The sequence below is a fragment of the Rhizobium leguminosarum bv. trifolii WSM2297 genome (assembly GCF_000271845.1).
The window spans coordinates 2,560,486-2,578,830 of the sequence record NZ_JH719395.1 but is presented as its reverse complement, the minus strand read 5'-3'; the positions used below and the strand labels follow the sequence as shown (position 1 = coordinate 2,578,830).

The following is an 18,345-nucleotide window of genomic DNA, read 5'->3' as shown; positions in this document are numbered from 1 at the left end:
CTTATTGGTTTTGTCGAGCGCCGGAAAATCGCCAGTTGCCTTTATTTTTCATCTGACGGATAATTTGACCGATTGGTAAACATTACAACTTCCACCGCCGGGCTCAAGACGAAAATCACGAAAATTGCCGATAAAAATACGGGCAGTTGCTCAAGAAAAGCGGCGAGGCATGCCTCCGGTCAAAACTTGAGCGAAGAAGTTGAATTTCAAGGGGAAACGACAGCCTGTGACCATACCGAGAGCAGCGAAAACCTTGAGGCGGACGCGAATCCAGGAAGAGAAGGAAGAGCAGATTCTGGAGGCCGCGCTCGACGTGTTTTCGGCAAGCGGCTTCCGCGGCTCGACCATCGACCAGATCGCCGAAGTCGCCGGCATGTCGAAACCCAACCTGCTCTATTATTTCCGCACGAAGGAAGCCATGCACCGGGCGCTGATCGACCGGGTGCTCTACACCTGGCTGGAGCCGCTGCGCGCCTTCGACGCCGAGGGCAATCCGGAGGAGGAAATCCGCAGCTACATCAGGCGCAAGCTGGAGATGGCGCGCGATTTTCCGCGCGAGAGCCGGCTCTTCGCCAATGAAGTCCTGCAAGGCGCGCCGCATATCGAGGACGAGCTGAAGGGTCCGCTGAAAGAGCTGGTCGACGAGAAGGCGGAGGTCATTCGCGCCTGGGCCAAATCGGGCAAGATCGTCAAATGCGATCCCTATCACCTGATCTTCTCGATCTGGTCGACGACGCAGCATTATGCGGATTTCGACGTTCAGGTGCGTGCGGTACTCGGGCAGGAGCATGCCGGCGAGGGGCGTTTCGAGGATGCGGCGCGGTTTCTGGAACAGCTCTTCATCGGCGGGCTGCGGCCGGATCGCTCCGATAGCTGACGTTTAGCTAGAGCATGTCGCGCAAAAGTGTGCGGCGGTTTTGCGATAACGACATGCGTAAAAACAAGGGCCTAAAGCGCGAGGAGCGAATCTGAAAGATCGCGACGCGCTTTAGTGCCTTTTCGGAAGTGGCAGACGGGCAGGGGTGTCCGTCACACCTTCCATCGTATAGGGCTTCTGCAGCACGGGCGCGTCCGAGTGGCTGTTTGCCTGGGCGATGCCTTCGCCATAACCTGTGGCAAAAACGAAGGGCACGCCCTCGGCCGCCAGCCGGTCGGCGATCCCGAAACTGGTCTCATCGCCGAGATTGACATCGAGCAGCGCCAGATCGAAGGACTGGCCGGCCAGGATCTGCATCGCCTCGATGACGCTGGGCGCCGTTGCCACGTCGGCGCCCAGCCGGCGCAGGATGTCCTCCCCATCCATGGCGATAATCAGGTTGTTTTCTACCAGCAGCACCTTCAGGCCCAGGAGGGGCCGATGATTTTCGGGAACCGTGTTGCGTTGGCCCGCTCCGACCGGAGCCGGATTTGACCGTACCGCCGTCGGATCGACGACATGCCGCGCCGGAATATTGAAATCCGCCTCGAGCCCTTCCTTGAGGTAGTGGACCTCTGCCTTGCCGCCGAGGTCATAAGGGATGGAGCGCCGGATGATTGTCGAACCGAAGCCGTGGCGTGTGGGCTCGACGACGGGCGGACCATTCCTTTCGCGCCAGCCGATATGCAGATTGCCTTCGTCATCGCGGGACCAGCCAAGTTCGACCGTGCCGCTGCCGGTAGAAGAAAGGCTGCCATATTTGGCGCTATTGGTCATCAGCTCATGGAAAACAAGGGCTGCGGTGGAGAAGGCCTGCGGTTCCAGGAGCACATCGTCGCCGCGCATCTGGATGCGCTGCGCATTTTTCCCGAGATAGGCGGCGGTCTCGGCCAGTAGCAATTGCCGCAGCGAAGCCGGCGCCCAGTGGTCGCGGGTGATCTGGTCATGAGCGCGGGCAAGCGACTGGACGCGGCCCTCGATCTGGCGGATGTAGTCGCCAACACTGATCGACGTCGTCTGCGATTGCCGAATGATGCCGGTGATGAGGCTCAATATGTTGCGGACACGGTGGTTCAGTTCGGCGATCAGCAGTTCCTGGCGCTCGTTAGCGGCCTGCCGCGCCATGCTGGCCTCGTCGGTGAGACGCAACACCACTTCGATCAGCGTGACGCGGATCGTTTCGGCGACACGGCGCTCGGCCTCGGTGAAGGGCAGGGAGCGGCCGCGCACCAGTTCCGACCAGGCCTCGAAACTCTTGCGCGGCGTCAGCCGCGGGCCATTGGGGCCGTATTCCACCGGCTTAAGCGGGTCGCCGCCCCAGCGGACAGTGCGCACCAGTTCCTGGCGGAAAAGCACGACGTAATCGCGTGGCGAGCGCGAGATCGGGATAGCGAGCATGCCTGCTACCGCTTCGTCGAGATCGAGATCCGGATAGGCCTCGGCGAGCCTGTCGACGGCATAGATGCTGCCGGCCGCATTGCGGTTGAGATGGCGGACGAGGGTTGCGAAGCTTCTCTCGTTCGGCCCGATGCCGGCAAGCGCCAGTCGGCCATTGATCCAGACGCCGATGCCATCGGCAGGAATAGCGTCGGCAAGCGCCTCGATCAGCCAAGCCGGATCGTCGAGCAGGCTCGCATTGTCGGCGACGGAGGTGAGAAGGCGGTCGGCGATGCGGCGGGCCTTGGTCTCATAATCGAGCGCCAACCGCCGTTCGCGGCTTTCAAGGCGAGACGCAAACATCTGGCCGAAGAGTTCGGCGGTGGAGCGGCTTTGGGCCGAGGGCAGGCGCGGACCGTAATGATGGCAGGCAAACAGACCCCAAAGCTTGCCGTCCACGACGATCGATATGGATAGCGAAGCGCCGACGCCCATATTTTTCAGATATTCGATGTGGATCGGCGAGACTGAGCGTAGGACCGACATCGAGAGATCGAGCGGCTGACCGTTCTCGTCTAGTTCAGGGAGGATCGCGACCGGGACGGCGTCAACATCGGCGATGATGCGGAACAGGTTGCGCAGATAGAGCGCCCGCGCCTGCACCGGAATGTCGGATGCCGGATAGTGCAGCCCGAGGAACGAGCCGATGCCGGCTCGGGCGGCTTCCGCCACCACTTCGCCCGAACCGCTCTCGTCGAAGCGATAGACCATCACCCGATCGAAGCCGGTTAGGGCGCGCGCCTGCCTTGCCCCGTCGCGAAAGAAAGCCTCCATCGTTTCCGTGTGGTCGAGACGGGACATCATGCTGCGCATGGAAAGGGAGGAGGCGTCACGCCGGCCTTCTTGGCAACGCTCGCCTTCGATGATGACACCACCTTCATTCATGTGGACGGCAAGATCGAACCTGTCCTGACCCGACGTCAAGGCAACGCCGAAAATGTGCTCGACGTCGAAACCGCGCAGCGTGGTCAGCTTGTTGCGAATTGTGTGAAGCGACTCGGGCGTGATCAGCGAGGTAACAGGGCGACCGAGCGCGTCGGGCTGGGCAATTCCGAGGAACTCCGCCAGATTTGCCGAGGCGCGGGTGACAATCCAGTCTGAGGATATCGCCAGCAGAAAGCCGAAGGGCTGAACTGCGCCGAGTTGATGAATCGGCTCGCGGTCGCAATTGGTCAGATCGACGGGTTCAAACGTGCCGTTCATGGGACGGCTTCCAGTTCGAGTTGCCCGGCCTGGAGGAAAAGATCGAAGATATTGTGAGCTGCGGAGACTGCGGCCGCGGGATCGGCGACATCGCTTGTGTCGAGGCGATCCATGAAGAACCGCATGGCGCCCTTTGGACCCCGTGGCGTGAGATAGCTGCAGGGCAGGTGATCGGGTACGGATTTTGCAAGCAGGGTACTGCCGAGCTTGGAGCCTTCGAGCACGTACAGGGTTCCCCAGAGCGCTGCCTCGCATCGCAAATTCGGTGGCGGAAGGGGAGCGGGCAATCGATCGCCGAGATGGCTGAGATCGGCAAACAGCAGGTGGCTGCGTTTCCGTTCTGGCCAGTCGGGCAGCAAGGAGATAATTCCGGCATCCTCGAGTGCATTTTCGGCGGCCGGCACGACGCGGGCATGCGCGCGCAGGAATGTCTTATACTGTTCGGTATTGGCGAGGTCGAAAGCGCCAAAAAGCCTATCGACCTCGGCGTGGCAATTTGCGGTTTGTGCGCGAAGTATGTTGCGAAGTGACATGCGAACCGAATTCTAAGTGGTATGGCGCATGATGCTGCTCATGCAGGTAGATGAAGCTAGCGATATATTGCGACATCAGCTTATTTCCAGAGAAACCCGCAGAAAAACAGGGGCTTCCCGACGTCTTGGCCGCGATCCGTCATTGAGCCGGCTTTCCGGCGCGCAGCCGGGTATGGCGCCATCGCGGCATGCCGCAGGCAGGTCCGCTGTGTGGCAGGCTGAATGCGTCCCTCAATCCATCAGCTGGGGCAGATTTGCCGCCAGCGTATCGATGGCAAGACGGACCTTCGGCAGCATCACCGGCGATCTCGGCCAGACGGCATGGGCTTCGAAGATGCTGGCCGGCACGCCGGTCAGGACGCGCACGAGTTCGCCCGACGAAACCTTCTCCCGCACCAGCCAGCAGGTCAGTCAGGCCAGCCCGCGGCCCTCGACGGCCGCATCGGCGATCGAGGCGAGATCGTCGAGCCGCAGCCGCGATTTCGGCAGAATTTCGCGGGTGGGACCGGCCGTCGCCGGAAAGGACCAGGCCTTGTCCTGGTCACTCCTGCGATAGACGATGCCCTGGTGGTGGGCGATATCGTCAAGTGTCCGAGGCACACCATATTTTTCCAGATAGGCCGGCGAGGCGCAGACCGTCATCGACTGGCGGGCGATCGTCCGCGCCATCAGGTCGGGGTTGTCCTTCAGCGGACTGTTGCGGATGGCAAGATCGAAGCCGTCCTCGAGGAGATCGACGACACGGTCGCTGAACGAGAGATCGAGTTCGAGATCCGGATGACGGTCGAGCAGGCGGGTCAGGATCGGCGCGGCGCAATGGCGGCCGAACAGCGCCGGCATCGAGATGCGCAGCCGGCCGCGAACCTCGCGTCTGCCCGATTCGAGCTGCGCCTCGCCGATCCGGATTTCCTGGACGGCCCTCAGACAACGCTCGTAGAAGAACCGGCCTTCGTCGGTCAGGCTCTGGTTGCGGGTCGTGCGATTGAAGAGCCGGACGCCGAGGCGCTGTTCCAGCTTTGCGATCGTCTTGCCGACCGCCGAGCGGGTGAGGTGAAGCCGTTCAGCGGCGGCAGAGAAACCGCCGGCCTCGACGGTTTCGACGAAGATCGAAATGCCCTTGAGCTGTTCCATCATTTGTTTCCCTGATGGCACCATTTTGGTGAATTAATATCGCAACTGGAGAGAAATATTCAACGATATATCTGCTGCTCCTCAAAACAGGCAGGAGCACATAGATGCAGACGACAAGACAATGGCAGACCGATGCGATCGGACCGGAGAGCAATCTGAGGATCGGCGAAGGCCGTATCCCCGAGGCATCAGGCACGATGATGCGGGTGCGGACAGAGGCCGTCTCGCTGAATTTTCGCGACAGGCTGGTGCTTGAGAGCGGCATGGGCCTGCCGTTGCAATTTCCCTTCGTGCCGGCCTCTGATATGGCGGGCGTGGTCGAGGCGGTCGGGCCCGGCGTCACACGTTCAAGCCGGGCGATCGGGTGATCTCCACCTTTTCACCGGATTGGATCGAAGGACGCGGGCCGGGCACTGCCCGCACACCGCATTATCAAACGCGCGGCGGCTTCTATCCGGGTGTGCTGTCCGAGCACACGGTGCTTTCCGAGGAGTGGTCTACGCTTGCACCCGATACACTCGATGCGGCCGAAGCAAGCACACTGCCCTGCGCCGGCCTGACCGCGTGGTTTGCGCTCGTCGAATGCGGCAAGCTCAAGGCCGGCGACAAGGTGCTGGTGCAGGGAACCGGCGGTGTCGCGCTTTTCGGTCTGCAGATCGCCAAGGCGCATGGCGCCGAGGTGTTCATCACCTCAGGCAGTGCCGAAAAACTCGAGCGGACATTGGCGTTCGGCGCCGACCACCTGATCAACCGGCAGGAGCGCGACTGGGTGGAGCAGCTCTATGAACTGACCGGCGACTACGGCGCCGACCACATACTCGAAATCGTCGGCGGGCCGCATCTCGGCCAGGCGCTGAAGGCCGTTGCGGTCAACGGCCGCATTTCCGTGATCGGCGTCTTCGAGGGCTTCGAAGTGTCGGGGCCGGCGGCACCTCTGTTGCTCAAGGCGCCGGTCGTTCAGGGAATTTCGGTCGGCCATCGCCGGGCGCTGGAGGATCTGGTGCGCGCCGTCGACCAGACCGGGCTGAACCCTGTCATCGACAGGCGCTATGCCTTCGAGGAACTGCCGCAGGCGCTTGATCATCTCTATCGCGGCCCGTTCGGCAAGGTCGTCATCGAGTTTTGAGACAAGCGCTCCCCCGCAGATTGGGGAGCGTTTTCCTATTCGGCGGCGATGGCGACACTTTCGAAAGCAAAGCCCTCGTCGGCCCAGCCGGTCATACCGCCGATCATCAGCTTGGCCTTCAGGCCGAGCTTGGCGAGACGGAAGGCGGCCTTGTCGGCGCCGTTGCAGTGGGGACCGGCGCAATAGACGACGAATAGCGTATCGCCTGCCCATTGCGACATGCGGTGCGCCGTCATCTTGCCATGCGGCAGGTTGGTTGCACCGGGCAGGTGGGACCGTGCAAACAGCGCCGGCGAGCGCACGTCGAGGAGAACGAAATCGACCTTGCCGGCGGCAAAGGCGGCGTGGACATCCGAGCAATCGGTTTCGAAGCCGAGCTTGGCAGCATAATGGGTGGCGGCGATTTCGGACGCGGCAGCGGGGATTTCGGCGGCGGGACTTGGCATCTGTCTTTCCTTTCCATGTTGGAATTGCCGTCTGGTATCGCCGATGCTAGAGCTTTGTGAAATTGGCCATCATGACTGACAGCGTAAAGATCATGCCAAACTCACAGCATCAGACAAAGGGACCGCTAGTCGCAGCCCTCGCCTATGATGGGCTCTGCACCTTCGAATTCGGCATCGCCTACGAGGTCTTCGGCCTGCCGCGCCCGGAAATGGGCGAGGGCTGGTATCGATTCTCGGTCTGCGGCATCGAGCCGGGACCGCTTCGCGCCGCCGGCGGATTGACGGTCGCGGTCGACAAGGGGCTGGAGGTGCTCGACGAGGCTGATCTGATCGTCGTGCCCGGCTGGCGGGCGATCGACGCGCCGGTGCCGGCGCCTCTCGCCGCCGCCCTCAGGGCGGCGCATCAGCGCGGCGCGCGCATCATGTCGCTCTGCTCCGGCGTTGCGGTTCTCGCCGGATCGGGATTGCTCGCCAACCGCAGGGCGACGACGCATTGGCGCTATGTCGCCTCGATCGCCGCCCGCTACCCCGACATCACGTTCGATGCCGGCGTGCTCTACATCGACGAAGGCAGCCTGCTGACGGCGGCCGGCAGTGCCGCCGGCATCGATCTCTGCCTGCATGTGGTCCGCGGCGATTTCGGTTCGGAGGCGGCAAACAGCGTCGCACGCCGTCTCGTCGTGCCGCCACACCGCGAAGGCGGGCAGGCGCAATTCATCCGCGCGCCGGTTCCCGAGGAGCGCGAGGGTATTCGGCTCGGTCCGCTGATCGAGTGGATGCGCCAAAGCCTTTCTAGGGAGCAGCCGATCAGCCTGCTTGCCGAACGAGCGGGCATGAGCATGCGCACCTTCCAGCGCCGCTTCGAAGCGACGACGGGTCTCAGCGTCGGCGAATGGCTGCTGAAGGAGCGGTTGCGCCACGCCCGCGATCTCCTGGAGAAGGAGCTTGCGGTGTCGCTCGATGACATCGCGATATCAAGCGGCTTTGGCACGCTGGCGACGATGCGCCATCATTTCCGCAGGCGGTTCGGCACCAGCCCAAGCGCCTACCGAAAATCGTTCGCCGGTTAGGCGCCCTTTCTTGAAGGGCGCCGCCACTTTCAGTCGCGGTCTCTAAAAATAGTGATCCCGCTCGATGCCGTCATAACGGCCGGATTGCAGGCAGCAGTTCTTGAACACCGCCTCCTGGAACCGCAGGGGCAGGGATCGTTGCGGCCGAGTTTTTCGATCAGTTCGACGTCGCCATGGACGAATTGCGAACCGGTTTTGACCCGGGCTTCCGACGGGAAGGATTTACGTCGTTTCGACGTGACCTCAAAAGCTGAAGTCGGTGAGGTGTTTGCGAGCCATGGCTGCCTCCTCTTCGTGACACGCTGCCATCGTGCAGCATGGTCGGCATAAATCCATTGCCGGCTCAGCGCAACGCCGCGGAGCGATCTTCTCCGCGGCGTTGCAAACCGATTACTCCGCCGCCTGACGGGCCATCGGGTTGTTCGGGTGCGTCGTCCAGTTGGCGTAGTTCGGGTCGACGACGCGGCCGGTGCGCTTGTCGAGGGTGCCGGCGGGGAGCTGCTCCAGGGTGATGCAGTTCTCGACCGGGCAGACATTGACGCAGAGATTGCAGCCGACGCATTCCTCTTCAATGACCTCGAAATGACGCAGGCCGTTGACGACGTTCGTAATCGCCTGGTGCGAGGTGTCCTCGCAGGCGATATGGCAGCGGCCGCATTTGATGCAGGCGTCCTGGTCGATCTTCGCCTTGGCGATATAGTTGAGGTTCAGATACTGCCAGTCGGTGACATTGGGCACGGCGTGGCCGGTGATGTCTTCGAGGCTGCGATGGCCCTTCTCGTCCATCCAATCGGAGAGGCCGGTGATCATCTCCTGCACGATCTTGAAGCCGTAGGTCATCGCCGCCGTGCAGACCTGGACGTTGCCGGCGCCGAGAACGAGGAATTCCGCGGCGTCCCGCCAGGTGGTGATGCCGCCGATGCCGGAGATCGGCAGGCCGTAGGTTTCGGGATCACGGGCGATCTCGGCCACCATGTTGAGCGCGATCGGCTTGACCGCTGGGCCACAATAACCGCCATGGCTGCCCTTGCCGCCGACTGTCGGGTTGGGGGCGAAGTTGTCGAGATCGACGGAGACGATCGAATTGATCGTGTTGATCAGCGAGACGGCATCGGTGCCGCCGGCCTTGGCGGCGCGGGCGGGACGGCGGACATCGGTGATATTCGGCGTCAGCTTGGTGATGACGGGCATGCGGGTGTATTGCTTGCACCAGCGCACGACCATTTCGATATATTCCGGCACCTGGCCGACAGCCGAGCCCATGCCGCGCTCCGACATGCCGTGCGGACAGCCGAAGTTGAGCTCGATGCCGTCGGCGCCGGTCTCTTCGACAAGAGGAAGGATCGCCTTCCAGGCCTCCTCCTCGCAGGGCACCATGATCGAGGCGATCAGCGCCCGGTCCGGCCAGTTCATCTTCACCTGCTTCATTTCGCGAAGATTGGTGTAGAGGTCGCGATCGGTAATCAGTTCGATATTGTTGAGGCCCAGCAGGCGTCGATCGGCGCCAAAGATCGCGCCGTAACGCGGGCCGTTGACGTTGACGACGGGCGGGCCTTCCTCGCCGAGCGTCTTCCAGACCACACCGCCCCAGCCGGCCTTGAAGGCGCGCTCGACGTTATAGGCCTTGTCGGTCGGCGGCGCCGACGCCAGCCAGAACGGGTTCGGGGATTTGATGCCGACGAAATTATTGCGGAGATCAGCCATTGTTCATTCTCCCCTTCAAGCAACCGCGACAGCCGGAGCGGCGGCTGCGGTGAGGGTGCGATGGATGGATTCAGCCGCGTCGCGGCCATGAGCGACGGCGGAAACCGTGAGATCGTCGCCGCCGAAGACGCAGTCGCCGCCGGCCCAGACGCCATCGAGCGAGGTGTGGCCGTCGGCATCGACGGCGATACGGCCGGATTCCATGCGTAGCGAACCGAGGCCCGCAGCGTCAAAGCTCTGGCCGATCGCCTTGAAGATCTGATCGGCGGCGATCACACCGGTCTCGCCGGTGCCGATGAGGCGGCCTTCGAGGATCTTGGTGTATTCCACCTCGATTGCGGCAACCTTGCCGTCCTGCGACAGGATCGATTTCGGCGTCAGCCAATGGCGGATGATGACGCCCTTGGAGCTTGCGAGATCCTGCTCATATTCCGAGGCGTTCATGTGCTCCTTGCCGCGGCGGTAACAGATCGTCACCTCCTCGGCGCCGAGCAGCTTGGCCTGGACGGCAGCGTCGATCGCCGTCATGCCGCCGCCAAGGACGACGACGCGGCGGCCGATAGCGATGTTGCTCTTGTCTTCGGCTTGGCGCAGTGCCGCGATGAAATCGACGGCGTCGTCGACGCCGGCGAGGTTCTCGCCGTCGATGCGCAGCGCGTTGACGCCGGCAAGGCCGATGCCGAGAAAGACGGCGTCATACTGCGCTTGCAGGTCGGCAAGCGAAAAATCCCGGCCGAGAAGAGCGCCGTGGCGAACCTCGATGCCGCCAATCGACATGATGTAATCGACTTCCTTCTGGGCGAAATCATCGACCGTCTTATAGGTGGCGATGCCGTATTCGTTGAGGCCGCCGGATTTTTCCCTGGCATCATAAATGGTGACGGAATGGCCCTTCACGGCCAGGCGATGGGCGGCGGCAAGACCGGCCGGGCCTGCGCCGACGACGGCGATTGTCTTTCCTGATGCTTCGGCCCTGGCGTAGAACTGCCTGCCGGCCTGCATGGCGGCATCGGTCGCATAACGCTGCAGGCGGCCGATCTCCACTGGGCGCTCTTCTGCCGTGTTGCGCACACAGGCCTGTTCGCAGAGCTCTTCGGTGGGACAGACGCGGGCGCACATGCCGCCAAGGATGTTCTGGTCGAAGATCGTCTTGGCCGAGCCAATCGGATTGCCGGTCGAAATCTGGCGGATGAACAGCGGAATATCGATCGAGGTGGGACAGGCCGTCATGCACGGCGCATCGTAGCAGAAATAACAGCGGTCGGCGGCGACCAGCGCCTCGTGATTGTCGAGGCGCGGATGCAGATCGGAAAAATTAGCCTCATACTCGGCGGACGAAAGCCGGCCGGGATGAATCCCAGTTTCCAGTCGTTCCATTGAAGTTCCCTCATTATTGGTAAACGGCCTGTGAGGAAAAAGGTAACTCAGGTTTAAAAATTTATCAAACGGTAAAATTTTGATGGCCTTACGCTGAGCGTATTCATGTAAGTAACTGTTTTGTCGGGGTAATTGATAGAGGCGTTTGCCGGTGAAATGATCGGGCGTGCGGCCGGAGAAGCGCATCCAAAAAAAAATTGAAAAAAGTCGATATTTTTTTCGTTTGGCGGGGAACCAATGTTTGATGTCGTCGTTATTGCGATATCCGGATGGTGATCGCATCGACCCAACATGCGCGCCCCCAACCCACTATCCGGACGTACTCACGGTCCCCTCCCGGTGAGTGAAGACAGCCGGTGCGCCGCCCTCGCACCGGCTGTTTTTCCGTTCGGCCGTCTGGTTTCCAGCTTTCACACCCGCTTGAAGATTTCGAATTCGGTTTCCGGAATAGTCAGACGATATTCAATGCGGCCGGGAACGAGGTTCAGGTCCGCCTTGCCGTTGACGGATGAGGGCACGACACGCTCGAGCACGGTGCGGCCGAAGCTGTTGTCGCTGAATTCGTGGACTTCTGTCTGGTTCTGCAGCAACTCTGCCCAGGTGACTTCGATCGCCTTCCTGTCGCCGATCATGGCGTCGCGGCAGTTCAAGGTGATCGAGGCGGCTCCACCGGAGATCGCGCCATAGGAGGCGGAGTTGACGATGAGTTCGTGGAGGGCGAGCCCGAGATGCACGGCGGCATTCGGCGTCAGATGGGCGTTGATGCCGTAAATCGGCATGGAGCCGGCCGTTTCCGGCCAGTAGGGAGCGAATTGCTTTTCGGCAAGGTCGAAGAGATAGGCGCCGCGCCAGCTCGAATCCGTGATCAGATCCTGCGAGTTGGAGAGCGATTGCAGCCGCCCGCGGAATTTGAGCAGGAAACTGTCGAGAGAGAGCGTGTTGCGCGCCGTCTGCGTGGCGATGCCCTGGATGATGGCGAGAAGATTCTTGGAGCGGTGCGAAAGTTCGCGCAACAGCGACTTCAGCACTTTTTCACGATGCCGGCTTTCGGTGACTTCTGCCATGACCGACAGAAGTCCATGAGTGCCGCGTTTGCCGGTGCGCTGGATCTTCAGCTCATAGGTGCGCATTTCGCCGTCGACGTCGATCTCGACCTCGGCATTGTTGGGGATTCCGGTTTCCAGCACTTTGTGTTTCAGCGCCGTCAGATACCGGCCATGCGTGTCGCCGAACAGGACGGCATCGCCGTCGCCCGGCGTGAAGAGCGCTGCGAAATGCGGCGGCAGATTTTCGGCATAGAAGATTGACAGCCGGGCGTCCTGGCAGAGGATTGAAATCCCGGCGCTGCCGAGCGCGCGTTCCATCATTGCGGCTTTGCCCTCGAAGGTAAAAGGCATGCCGGACAATGGTTCAGTCGTATTCACTCGGCCGCCTTTCCTTGTGACATCTTGAACGTCGCTGAAGGAAGCATCCTTACGGACGCCGCCCGTCAACTCTAGAACAAAGCGCTGCAAAAACCGTTAAAGCCAGCGGAGCGTCCCGGTAGCACCGGAACGCCTGTTTTGGCGATTTGGTTCCGAAGGCCGGAAAATTGAGTCTCAGGCGGCCACTCTGGTCGATTCGTTGAAGAAAAGAGCTTGGCTGATCAATGCCTTGACCATGTCTGGATTGAACGGCTTGGTAACGAGGAAAGTCGGTTCCGGACGTTCGCCGGTCAGAAGCCTTTCCGGGAAAGCGGTAATGAAGATCACCGGCACGCTCGACGTCTTGAGAATGTCGTTGACGGCGTCGATGCCGGAGCTGCCGTCAGCCAACTGGATGTCGGCCAGCACCATGCTCGGCTTGGTCTTGTTGTAGAGCGCCACGGCCTCGGCATGGGTGCGGGCAATGCCGGTGACGCGATGACCGAGGCTTTCGACCATTTGCTCGATATCCATGGCGATCAGCGGTTCGTCCTCGATGATCATGATATCGGTTGCGACCTGACGGGAAATCTCCTGCGAGGCCATGTCGAGCAGACGCATGACGTCCTGTTCGTCGAGTTCCAGGATTTCGCCGATCTCGGCGACACGGAAATTCTCTACGGAGGCAAGCAGGAAGGCCTGTCTGGCGCCCGGCGAAACCTTCGAAAGGTTCAGGGTGGCGCGCTGTTCCCATGCATAAGGCGAAGTCGGTTCCGGAATCTGGACGGCGGTGGAACCAAACAATTGTGTAAACAGTTTGTAGAGTGCCACCCGGTCATTCGCCGTATCCGGGAAAATGGTCAGATCGGCGATGATGGCTTCGAGAACAGCGGCGACATAAGCGTCGCCCGAGGTCTGAGTGCCGGTAAGGGCGCGGGAATAGCGGCGCAGATAGGGAAGGTGCGGCGCGATTCGAGTGGAAAGTGTCATTAAGGGCTCCCGTATGCAGGCCGGTCATTGGCTTCAATGATCGGTAAACGTCACCTTGATAAAAAAGTTCCGAAACGGCAGGAACTTTTTTTGTCGCGCCGCATTATCCCAGCCGACGAAGAAAGGGCGTAGCGTTTTGACCCAAGCATCAGAAAATGCCGGCGACACCGACACTCGAAGAGTCGCTGTCCATGGTTGAAATCGCAATCAATCCTATGCACGCCCCAACAGACAACCGGCGAGAAGACGATTTGATGACGACACGCAAGAAAGAAGCGGCTGATCAGCGCAAGCTGGAGCTGCGGGCAAGCGATATCCTGGACCCGAACAATCAGATCGGCGTCAGGCTGCGGTCGCTCTATGCCTCCGCGCAGGAGGAGGCGATCCCCGATCGTTTTCTCGATCTTCTCGAAAAGCTCGACCATGCCGAACTGATGGCTTCTGCCAAGATGGCCGAATAGGATCGTGCGCATGGAAGATAAAGCGCAACCCAGCTTCAAGCGGGAACTGCTGGCGGCCCTCCCAAGTCTCCGCGCCTTTGCAATTTCACTGATCGGCCGGCACGATCGTGCCGATGATCTCGTTCAGGACACCATAATGAAGGCCTGGGCCAAACAGGATCATTTCGAGATGGGCACAAATATGAAAGCCTGGCTCTTCACGATCCTGCGCAATGAGCTCTATAGCCAGATGCGCAAGAGCGGCCGCGAAATCCAGGACAGCGACGGGCTGTTCACGGAGTCGATGGCTATGCACCCCTCGCAATACGGTGCGCTGGATCTGCAGGACTTCAAGAAAGCGCTCGACCAGCTGCCGCCGGACCAGCGCGAAGCGATCATCCTCGTCGGCGCCTCGGGTTTTTCCTACGAGGAGGCGGCCGAAATCTGCGGCTGCGCCGTCGGCACCATCAAAAGCCGCGTCAACCGCGCCCGCCAGCGGCTGCAGGAATTGCTGCAGATATCAGGCGAGGCCGATTTCGGCCCCGACGCCACCTCGGCGCCGCTGACGTCGAAGGCGTTTGCGTTCTGAGAAATTTATGATTGCGAGGAAGCCGGCGGCCTGTTGGGGCGCCGGCTTTCTACGTTTTCGGAGTTGAGGGAACGAGCATCTCCATGGGAGATTGCCGTAGGTCACTACCTCTCCACCCCGATTCCTGTGCTCGTCACAGGAACCCAGTGCGCCCAAGTCCGAACCTATAGTTCCTCATTCCGTGGCAAGCATGAGGAGGCCTATGGCCTTGTCAATCCTCCCGCTTCGACCCCACCAGATTGGCGGCGACGATGGCCGCCAGTACGCCGGCGGTCAGCAGCGGCTGAGAGCGGATCAGGCCGAGGCCGACCGCTGCGAAGGATTCCAGCGCCACGCGGCGCTCGCGGGCGCGACGCTTTTCCCGGGCATTCATGACCGCCATCACCATCAGCGCGATGATGGCGATCAGCAGCGCGCAGGCGGCGAGGAAGAGAACGGCGCCGAACGCGCCGTAGATGCGAGCGAGCCAGATGGCGCCGGCGGTCACAGCCAGCGCGTAGGCTGTAAGGAGAAAAAGCGCTGCGAGCGCGATGAAGATGCTATTGCGCTTGGCGCGTGCAATGGTTCGGTGCACGCTTGCGCCCGTTACGAGGCTGAGGATCGAGAGCATCGCGCTTCCTCAGCGGCGGGCGAGGAAGGCGATGGCGAGGCCGAAAACGGCTGCGGCGCCGATGGTTGCCAGCGGATGTTTGCGCACGGTGTCGCGCATTTCCGTCGTGCCGAACTCGTAGCCGCGCTGCAATTCGCGTAGCAGATCCTCGCTGCGGCCGAGCAATTCCTCATAACCGGCGCCGGCCTGGCTGCGGATTTTCTCGCCCTGGTGACGTGAACTCTTGCCGACGATGCGCGTCAGTTCCGCGAGTTCGTCGCGCAACGCCTCGATCTGCTCCTCGATGCCGGATTCCAGATTGTGGAAGGTGCCGTTGCGGCGGCTGCGGCCGGACTGGAAGATAGAATAGCTCATGGCTGTCTCCATTGGCTGGGGCGCGCGCAAGCCCGCCTAATTCGCACTGTGGTCACCACCGTCCGTTGCATGAAATATCTCGCCCGGCATTGACCCAGATCACTGCCGAAAAACGTGCCGGACGATCAAAAGTTCCGCCGGGCGGCGGTTAGCTCAAGGAGAGAGCACTGTGGGCGAGTACGAAGGGCGTGCCGTCGGCCGGCACCTGGTTGATCCTGAGCGCGCAGCCGAACACCGACAGCATCGTTTCGTCGGTCAGCACGTCACCGATGCTGCCGGCGGCGGCGAGCCGGCCGGATTTCATCAGCACGATGCGGTCGGCAAAGAGTGCGGTGAGGTTGAGGTCGTGCATGACGGCGATAACGCCGCCGCCGCGTTGGCAGAAATTGCGGGCAAGCGTCATGATCGTCAGCTGGTGGCTGATGTCGAGGCTCGAGACCGGCTCGTCGAGCAGCAGCCAGCACGGCCTGCCGTCGACGACAGGCTCGGCGATTTGGCAGAGCACGCGGGCAAGCTGAACGCGCTGCTGCTCGCCGCCGGAGAGCTCCTGATAGAAACGGCCTTCGAAGCCGGTCAGGTCGACGGAAGCAAGGGCTGCGGCTGCCGTCTGCTCGGCCTTGTCGGGATTGGGGTTGAGGCCAGATGTCAGGCCCATGCGGACGATTTCGCGCACGGTGAATGGAAAGGCAATGGTGCTTGCCTGCGGCAGCACGCCACGAATAGCGGCAAGCTGCCAGGGTTTTAGCCCTTTCACTTCGTCGCCACCGATGCGCACCGAGCCGTCATAGGCAAGTTCGCCTGATATTGCCTTCATCGTCGTCGTCTTGCCGGAGCCGTTCGGCCCAGCGATCGCCGTCAGTTCTCCGGCTTTCGCCGTAAAGGCGATGTCGTTGATGATGGCCTTGCCGGAAAGGCGCACGGAGAGGCCGGAAACTTCGATCATCTGAGCATCACTCGCAATGTCACTCAAAGGGCAAGGCGCGAACGCTGCTTGAGCAGGATCCACAGGAAGAACGGCCCGCCGACCGCTGCGGTGATGATGCCGATCGGCAGCTCGGCCGGGGCGACCAGGGTGCGGGCCAGAACATCCGCGAAGATCAGTAGCGAGCCGCCCAGCAGCGCCGCGGCCGGCAGCAGGAAACGGTGGTCCGGGCCGATTGCCATGCGCAGGATATGCGGCACGACGATGCCGACGAAGCCAATGCCGCCGCTGACGGCGACGGAAGCGCCGGTCGCCGCGGCGACGCCGATAATCGCGACATTCTTCAGGCGCTGTACCGGCACCCCCATATGAAAGGCGGCGGCTTCGCCGAGGGTGATGGCATTGAGGGCGCGGGCCATGAAGGGCAGGGCGATGAAAGACAACAGAATGATCGGGCCGGCGGCGGCGATCTTCGTCCATGTGGCGCCGGCAAGCGAGCCCATGCTCCAGAAGGTGAGATCGCGCAGTTGCTGGTCGTTGGCCATGTAGATCAACAGCCCGGTCAAAGCGAGCGCAAGCGCGCCGAGCGCGATGCCGGCAAGCAGCATCGTCGCCACCGAGGTCTGGCCGTGGCGGGTGGCGATCCTGTAGAGCAGCAGCGTGGTGACGAGGCCGCCACCAAAGGCGGCGGCGGGCAGAGCGTAGATGCCGAAAAGCGCCGACAGCGGAGCTGCGAGGCCGCCGCCGAGCACGATCATGGCAACCGCGCCAAAACTTGCGCCGGAGGAGACGCCGACGAGGCCGGGATCGGCCAGCGGATTGCGGAACAGGCCCTGCATCACCGTGCCGGAGACCGCCAGCGAGGCGCCGATCAGGAAGCCGAGGATCGCCCTGGGAAGGCGGATATCGAAGATGATGATCCGGTCACGCGTGCTGAGCGCCATCTCGGAGCCAGCCATGTTGCGGATGACGTCGAGGACCGAGGCATCGGAGGCGCCAGTCGTCACCGAAAACAGCATCGAGAAGACCGACCCCACGATAAGCAGGCCGATCGCCAGCAAGGCCAGCCGCGTCCTGTCGCCCGCCTGCCGGTTTGCGCGAATATCTGCCATCGGAAATAGTCGCCTTCGCTCCGGCATGGCTTGCGGCAAGGCCATGATCAGCCCCCGTAGATCGCCGTGTTGAGTTCACGCGCGGCAGCGGCGGTACGCGGGCCGAAGCCGAGCAGGTAGACGCCATCCATGCGGATGATCGCTTTGTTCTCACCGGCCGGCGTCAGCGCGATCGCCGGCTGGGCCAGCAGGTCCTCGTTCTTGGTGCCGGCGCCATCGCCGCGGTTCATCATCAGGATGATATCGGGTTTGGCTTCGATGATCGCCTCGTCGGTCAGCGGCTTGTAGCCGGGGAATACGCCGACGGCGTTGATGGCGCCGGCGAGCTTGACGATGCCATCGGCCGCCGTGCCGGTGCCCGATGCCATGATCCGGCCGTTCTGGGCGCTGAGGATGAAGAGAACGCGCTTGCGCTCGGCCTCCGGGCGCTTTTCGGCATCGGCGATCGCCGCGTCGAGATCGGCGGCGACCTTTTCTTCAAGCGCCTTCGCCTTGTCGGGCACGCCGAGCAACGCGCCGACCCGGTCGATCTTGGCGACGATGCCGTCGCGGGTAAAGGCGTTCGGCACGGTCTCGAAGGGCACGCTGGCATTCTTCAGCACGGTCAGCGCCTCCGGCGGCCCGGAACCTTCGACCGCGATGATCGCTGTCGGGTTCATGGCAAGGATGCCTTCCGGCGAAAGCGCGCGCATGTAACCGACATTGGGCAATTTCAGCGCCACCTCAGGATACAGACTTGTCGTGTCGCGGGCGATCAGCCGGTTTTCCTCGCCGAGCGCATAGACGATCTCGGTGATATCACCGCCGACCGAAACCAGGCGCGACGTGTCGAGCTTCCTTTCCTCGGCGTGGGCGGCGCGGACGAAGGCGAAGCCTTTGACCGTCGGCGCTGTGGGGATCAGCGGCAGCGCCATGACGGCCACCGGCAGGGCCAGTTCCCAGGGGCGGATCCGGCGCAGATTGTTACGCATCGTCATCGCTA

General features: G+C 62.0%; 16 protein-coding genes and 2 pseudogenes. 5 read left to right on the top strand and 13 right to left on the bottom strand.

From position 1 onward, the window contains the following. Positions 1-199: 199 nt before the first annotated feature. Entirely contained in the window at positions 200-877 is a 678-nt protein-coding gene (locus tag RLEG4DRAFT_RS27850) for a TetR family transcriptional regulator C-terminal domain-containing protein (RefSeq protein WP_003581814.1), read from the top strand. 111 nt (positions 878-988) lie between these two features. Here RLEG4DRAFT_RS27850 and RLEG4DRAFT_RS27845 read toward each other — a convergent pair whose 3' ends face one another. The 3 genes and pseudogenes from RLEG4DRAFT_RS27845 to RLEG4DRAFT_RS27835 form a co-directional block, all read right to left on the bottom strand. Further along, positions 989-3,556 (bottom strand): HWE histidine kinase domain-containing protein, encoded by a 2,568-nt coding sequence (locus RLEG4DRAFT_RS27845; RefSeq protein WP_003581813.1) that lies wholly within the window; start codon positions 3,554-3,556, stop codon positions 989-991. Beyond that, the gene (locus tag RLEG4DRAFT_RS27840; RefSeq protein ID WP_003581812.1) at positions 3,553-4,089 is read right to left on the bottom strand and encodes a biliverdin-producing heme oxygenase; all 537 of its coding nucleotides are present in this window, start codon (positions 4,087-4,089) and stop codon (positions 3,553-3,555) included. The genes RLEG4DRAFT_RS27845 and RLEG4DRAFT_RS27840 overlap by 4 nt, the downstream gene beginning before the upstream one ends. Before the next feature lie 231 nt (positions 4,090-4,320). After that, positions 4,321-5,220: pseudogene (locus tag RLEG4DRAFT_RS27835) on the bottom strand (LysR family transcriptional regulator). A gap of 104 nt (positions 5,221-5,324) precedes the next feature. Between RLEG4DRAFT_RS27835 and RLEG4DRAFT_RS27830 the strand changes: the two are divergent. Next, a pseudogene (locus RLEG4DRAFT_RS27830) lies at positions 5,325-6,346 on the top strand (zinc-dependent alcohol dehydrogenase family protein). Between the two features lie 35 nt (positions 6,347-6,381). Here the strand turns inward: RLEG4DRAFT_RS27830 and RLEG4DRAFT_RS27825 are convergent. Further along, on the bottom strand, positions 6,382-6,792 hold the full coding sequence (locus RLEG4DRAFT_RS27825; protein WP_003581806.1) for a rhodanese-like domain-containing protein: 411 nt from the start codon (positions 6,790-6,792) through the stop codon (positions 6,382-6,384). A gap of 71 nt (positions 6,793-6,863) precedes the next feature. On the opposite strand from RLEG4DRAFT_RS27825, the gene ftrA reads away from it, so the two are divergent. Further along, positions 6,864-7,862, top strand: a complete 999-nt coding sequence (gene ftrA / locus RLEG4DRAFT_RS27820) for a transcriptional regulator FtrA (protein ID WP_003581805.1) — start codon at positions 6,864-6,866, stop codon at positions 7,860-7,862. A 390-nt stretch (positions 7,863-8,252) separates the two neighbouring features. Here the strand turns inward: ftrA and preA are convergent, their stop codons facing one another. From preA to RLEG4DRAFT_RS27800, 4 genes are all read right to left on the bottom strand, one after another. Beyond that, positions 8,253-9,566, bottom strand: a complete 1,314-nt coding sequence (gene preA, locus RLEG4DRAFT_RS27815) for an NAD-dependent dihydropyrimidine dehydrogenase subunit PreA (RefSeq protein ID WP_003581803.1) — start codon at positions 9,564-9,566, stop codon at positions 8,253-8,255. A 15-nt stretch (positions 9,567-9,581) separates the two neighbouring features. Continuing rightward, positions 9,582-10,943, bottom strand: a complete 1,362-nt coding sequence (locus RLEG4DRAFT_RS27810) for an NAD(P)-dependent oxidoreductase (RefSeq protein WP_003581801.1) — start codon at positions 10,941-10,943, stop codon at positions 9,582-9,584. 410 nt (positions 10,944-11,353) lie between these two features. Beyond that, a complete protein-coding gene (locus RLEG4DRAFT_RS27805) occupies positions 11,354-12,349 on the bottom strand; it encodes a sensor histidine kinase (protein ID WP_171898274.1) in 996 nt (331 codons plus the stop codon). Between the two features lie 192 nt (positions 12,350-12,541). Beyond that, positions 12,542-13,336 (bottom strand): response regulator, encoded by a 795-nt coding sequence (locus tag RLEG4DRAFT_RS27800; protein ID WP_003581798.1) that lies wholly within the window; start codon positions 13,334-13,336, stop codon positions 12,542-12,544. Between the two features lie 254 nt (positions 13,337-13,590). Between RLEG4DRAFT_RS27800 and RLEG4DRAFT_RS27795 the strand changes: the two genes are divergently transcribed. Both RLEG4DRAFT_RS27795 and RLEG4DRAFT_RS27790 read left to right on the top strand, forming a co-directional pair. Beyond that, the gene (locus RLEG4DRAFT_RS27795; RefSeq protein ID WP_037094880.1) at positions 13,591-13,797 is read left to right on the top strand and encodes a NepR family anti-sigma factor; all 207 of its coding nucleotides are present in this window, start codon (positions 13,591-13,593) and stop codon (positions 13,795-13,797) included. 10 nt (positions 13,798-13,807) lie between these two features. After that, positions 13,808-14,365, top strand: coding sequence for an RNA polymerase sigma factor (locus RLEG4DRAFT_RS27790; RefSeq protein WP_003565924.1), 558 nt, complete (start codon positions 13,808-13,810; stop codon positions 14,363-14,365). Positions 14,366-14,576: 211 nt separating this feature from the next. Here the strand turns inward: RLEG4DRAFT_RS27790 and RLEG4DRAFT_RS27785 are convergent, their stop codons facing one another. The 5 genes from RLEG4DRAFT_RS27785 to RLEG4DRAFT_RS27765 form a co-directional block, all read right to left on the bottom strand. Beyond that, positions 14,577-14,975, bottom strand: a complete 399-nt coding sequence (locus RLEG4DRAFT_RS27785) for a hypothetical protein (protein WP_003581794.1) — start codon at positions 14,973-14,975, stop codon at positions 14,577-14,579. A gap of 9 nt (positions 14,976-14,984) precedes the next feature. Next, positions 14,985-15,329 carry a DUF883 family protein gene (locus RLEG4DRAFT_RS27780; RefSeq protein ID WP_003581793.1) on the bottom strand — a complete coding sequence of 115 codons (345 nt, stop codon included), beginning with the start codon at positions 15,327-15,329 and terminating at the stop codon, positions 14,985-14,987. Positions 15,330-15,477: 148 nt separating this feature from the next. Further along, positions 15,478-16,272, bottom strand: coding sequence for a heme ABC transporter ATP-binding protein (locus tag RLEG4DRAFT_RS27775; RefSeq protein ID WP_003581792.1), 795 nt, complete (start codon positions 16,270-16,272; stop codon positions 15,478-15,480). Between the two features lie 23 nt (positions 16,273-16,295). Beyond that, on the bottom strand, positions 16,296-17,408 hold the full coding sequence (locus RLEG4DRAFT_RS27770; protein ID WP_037094285.1) for a FecCD family ABC transporter permease: 1,113 nt from the start codon (positions 17,406-17,408) through the stop codon (positions 16,296-16,298). A gap of 2 nt (positions 17,409-17,410) precedes the next feature. Next, on the bottom strand, positions 17,411-18,340 hold the full coding sequence (locus RLEG4DRAFT_RS27765; protein ID WP_003581790.1) for a heme/hemin ABC transporter substrate-binding protein: 930 nt from the start codon (positions 18,338-18,340) through the stop codon (positions 17,411-17,413). Between the last annotated feature and the right edge of the window lie 5 nt (positions 18,341-18,345).

Bases quoted from the DNA above. Each gene is read 5' to 3' on its own strand.
- RLEG4DRAFT_RS27845 (WP_003581813.1), bottom strand. From the start codon at position 3,556: ATGAACGGCACGTTTGAACCCGTCGATCTGACCAATTGCGACCGCGAG.
- RLEG4DRAFT_RS27840 (WP_003581812.1), bottom strand. From the start codon at position 4,089: ATGTCACTTCGCAACATACTTCGCGCACAAACCGCAAATTGCCACGCC.
- RLEG4DRAFT_RS27825 (WP_003581806.1), bottom strand. From the start codon at position 6,792: ATGCCAAGTCCCGCCGCCGAAATCCCCGCTGCCGCGTCCGAAATCGCC.
- ftrA (WP_003581805.1), top strand. From the start codon at position 6,864: ATGACTGACAGCGTAAAGATCATGCCAAACTCACAGCATCAGACAAAG.
- preA (WP_003581803.1), bottom strand. From the start codon at position 9,566: ATGGCTGATCTCCGCAATAATTTCGTCGGCATCAAATCCCCGAACCCG.
- RLEG4DRAFT_RS27810 (WP_003581801.1), bottom strand. From the start codon at position 10,943: ATGGAACGACTGGAAACTGGGATTCATCCCGGCCGGCTTTCGTCCGCC.
- RLEG4DRAFT_RS27800 (WP_003581798.1), bottom strand. From the start codon at position 13,336: ATGACACTTTCCACTCGAATCGCGCCGCACCTTCCCTATCTGCGCCGC.
- RLEG4DRAFT_RS27795 (WP_037094880.1), top strand. From the start codon at position 13,591: ATGACGACACGCAAGAAAGAAGCGGCTGATCAGCGCAAGCTGGAGCTG.
- RLEG4DRAFT_RS27790 (WP_003565924.1), top strand. From the start codon at position 13,808: ATGGAAGATAAAGCGCAACCCAGCTTCAAGCGGGAACTGCTGGCGGCC.
- RLEG4DRAFT_RS27785 (WP_003581794.1), bottom strand. From the start codon at position 14,975: ATGCTCTCGATCCTCAGCCTCGTAACGGGCGCAAGCGTGCACCGAACC.
- RLEG4DRAFT_RS27780 (WP_003581793.1), bottom strand. From the start codon at position 15,329: ATGAGCTATTCTATCTTCCAGTCCGGCCGCAGCCGCCGCAACGGCACC.
- RLEG4DRAFT_RS27775 (WP_003581792.1), bottom strand. From the start codon at position 16,272: ATGATCGAAGTTTCCGGCCTCTCCGTGCGCCTTTCCGGCAAGGCCATC.
- RLEG4DRAFT_RS27770 (WP_037094285.1), bottom strand. From the start codon at position 17,408: ATGGCCTTGCCGCAAGCCATGCCGGAGCGAAGGCGACTATTTCCGATG.
- RLEG4DRAFT_RS27765 (WP_003581790.1), bottom strand. From the start codon at position 18,340: ATGACGATGCGTAACAATCTGCGCCGGATCCGCCCCTGGGAACTGGCC.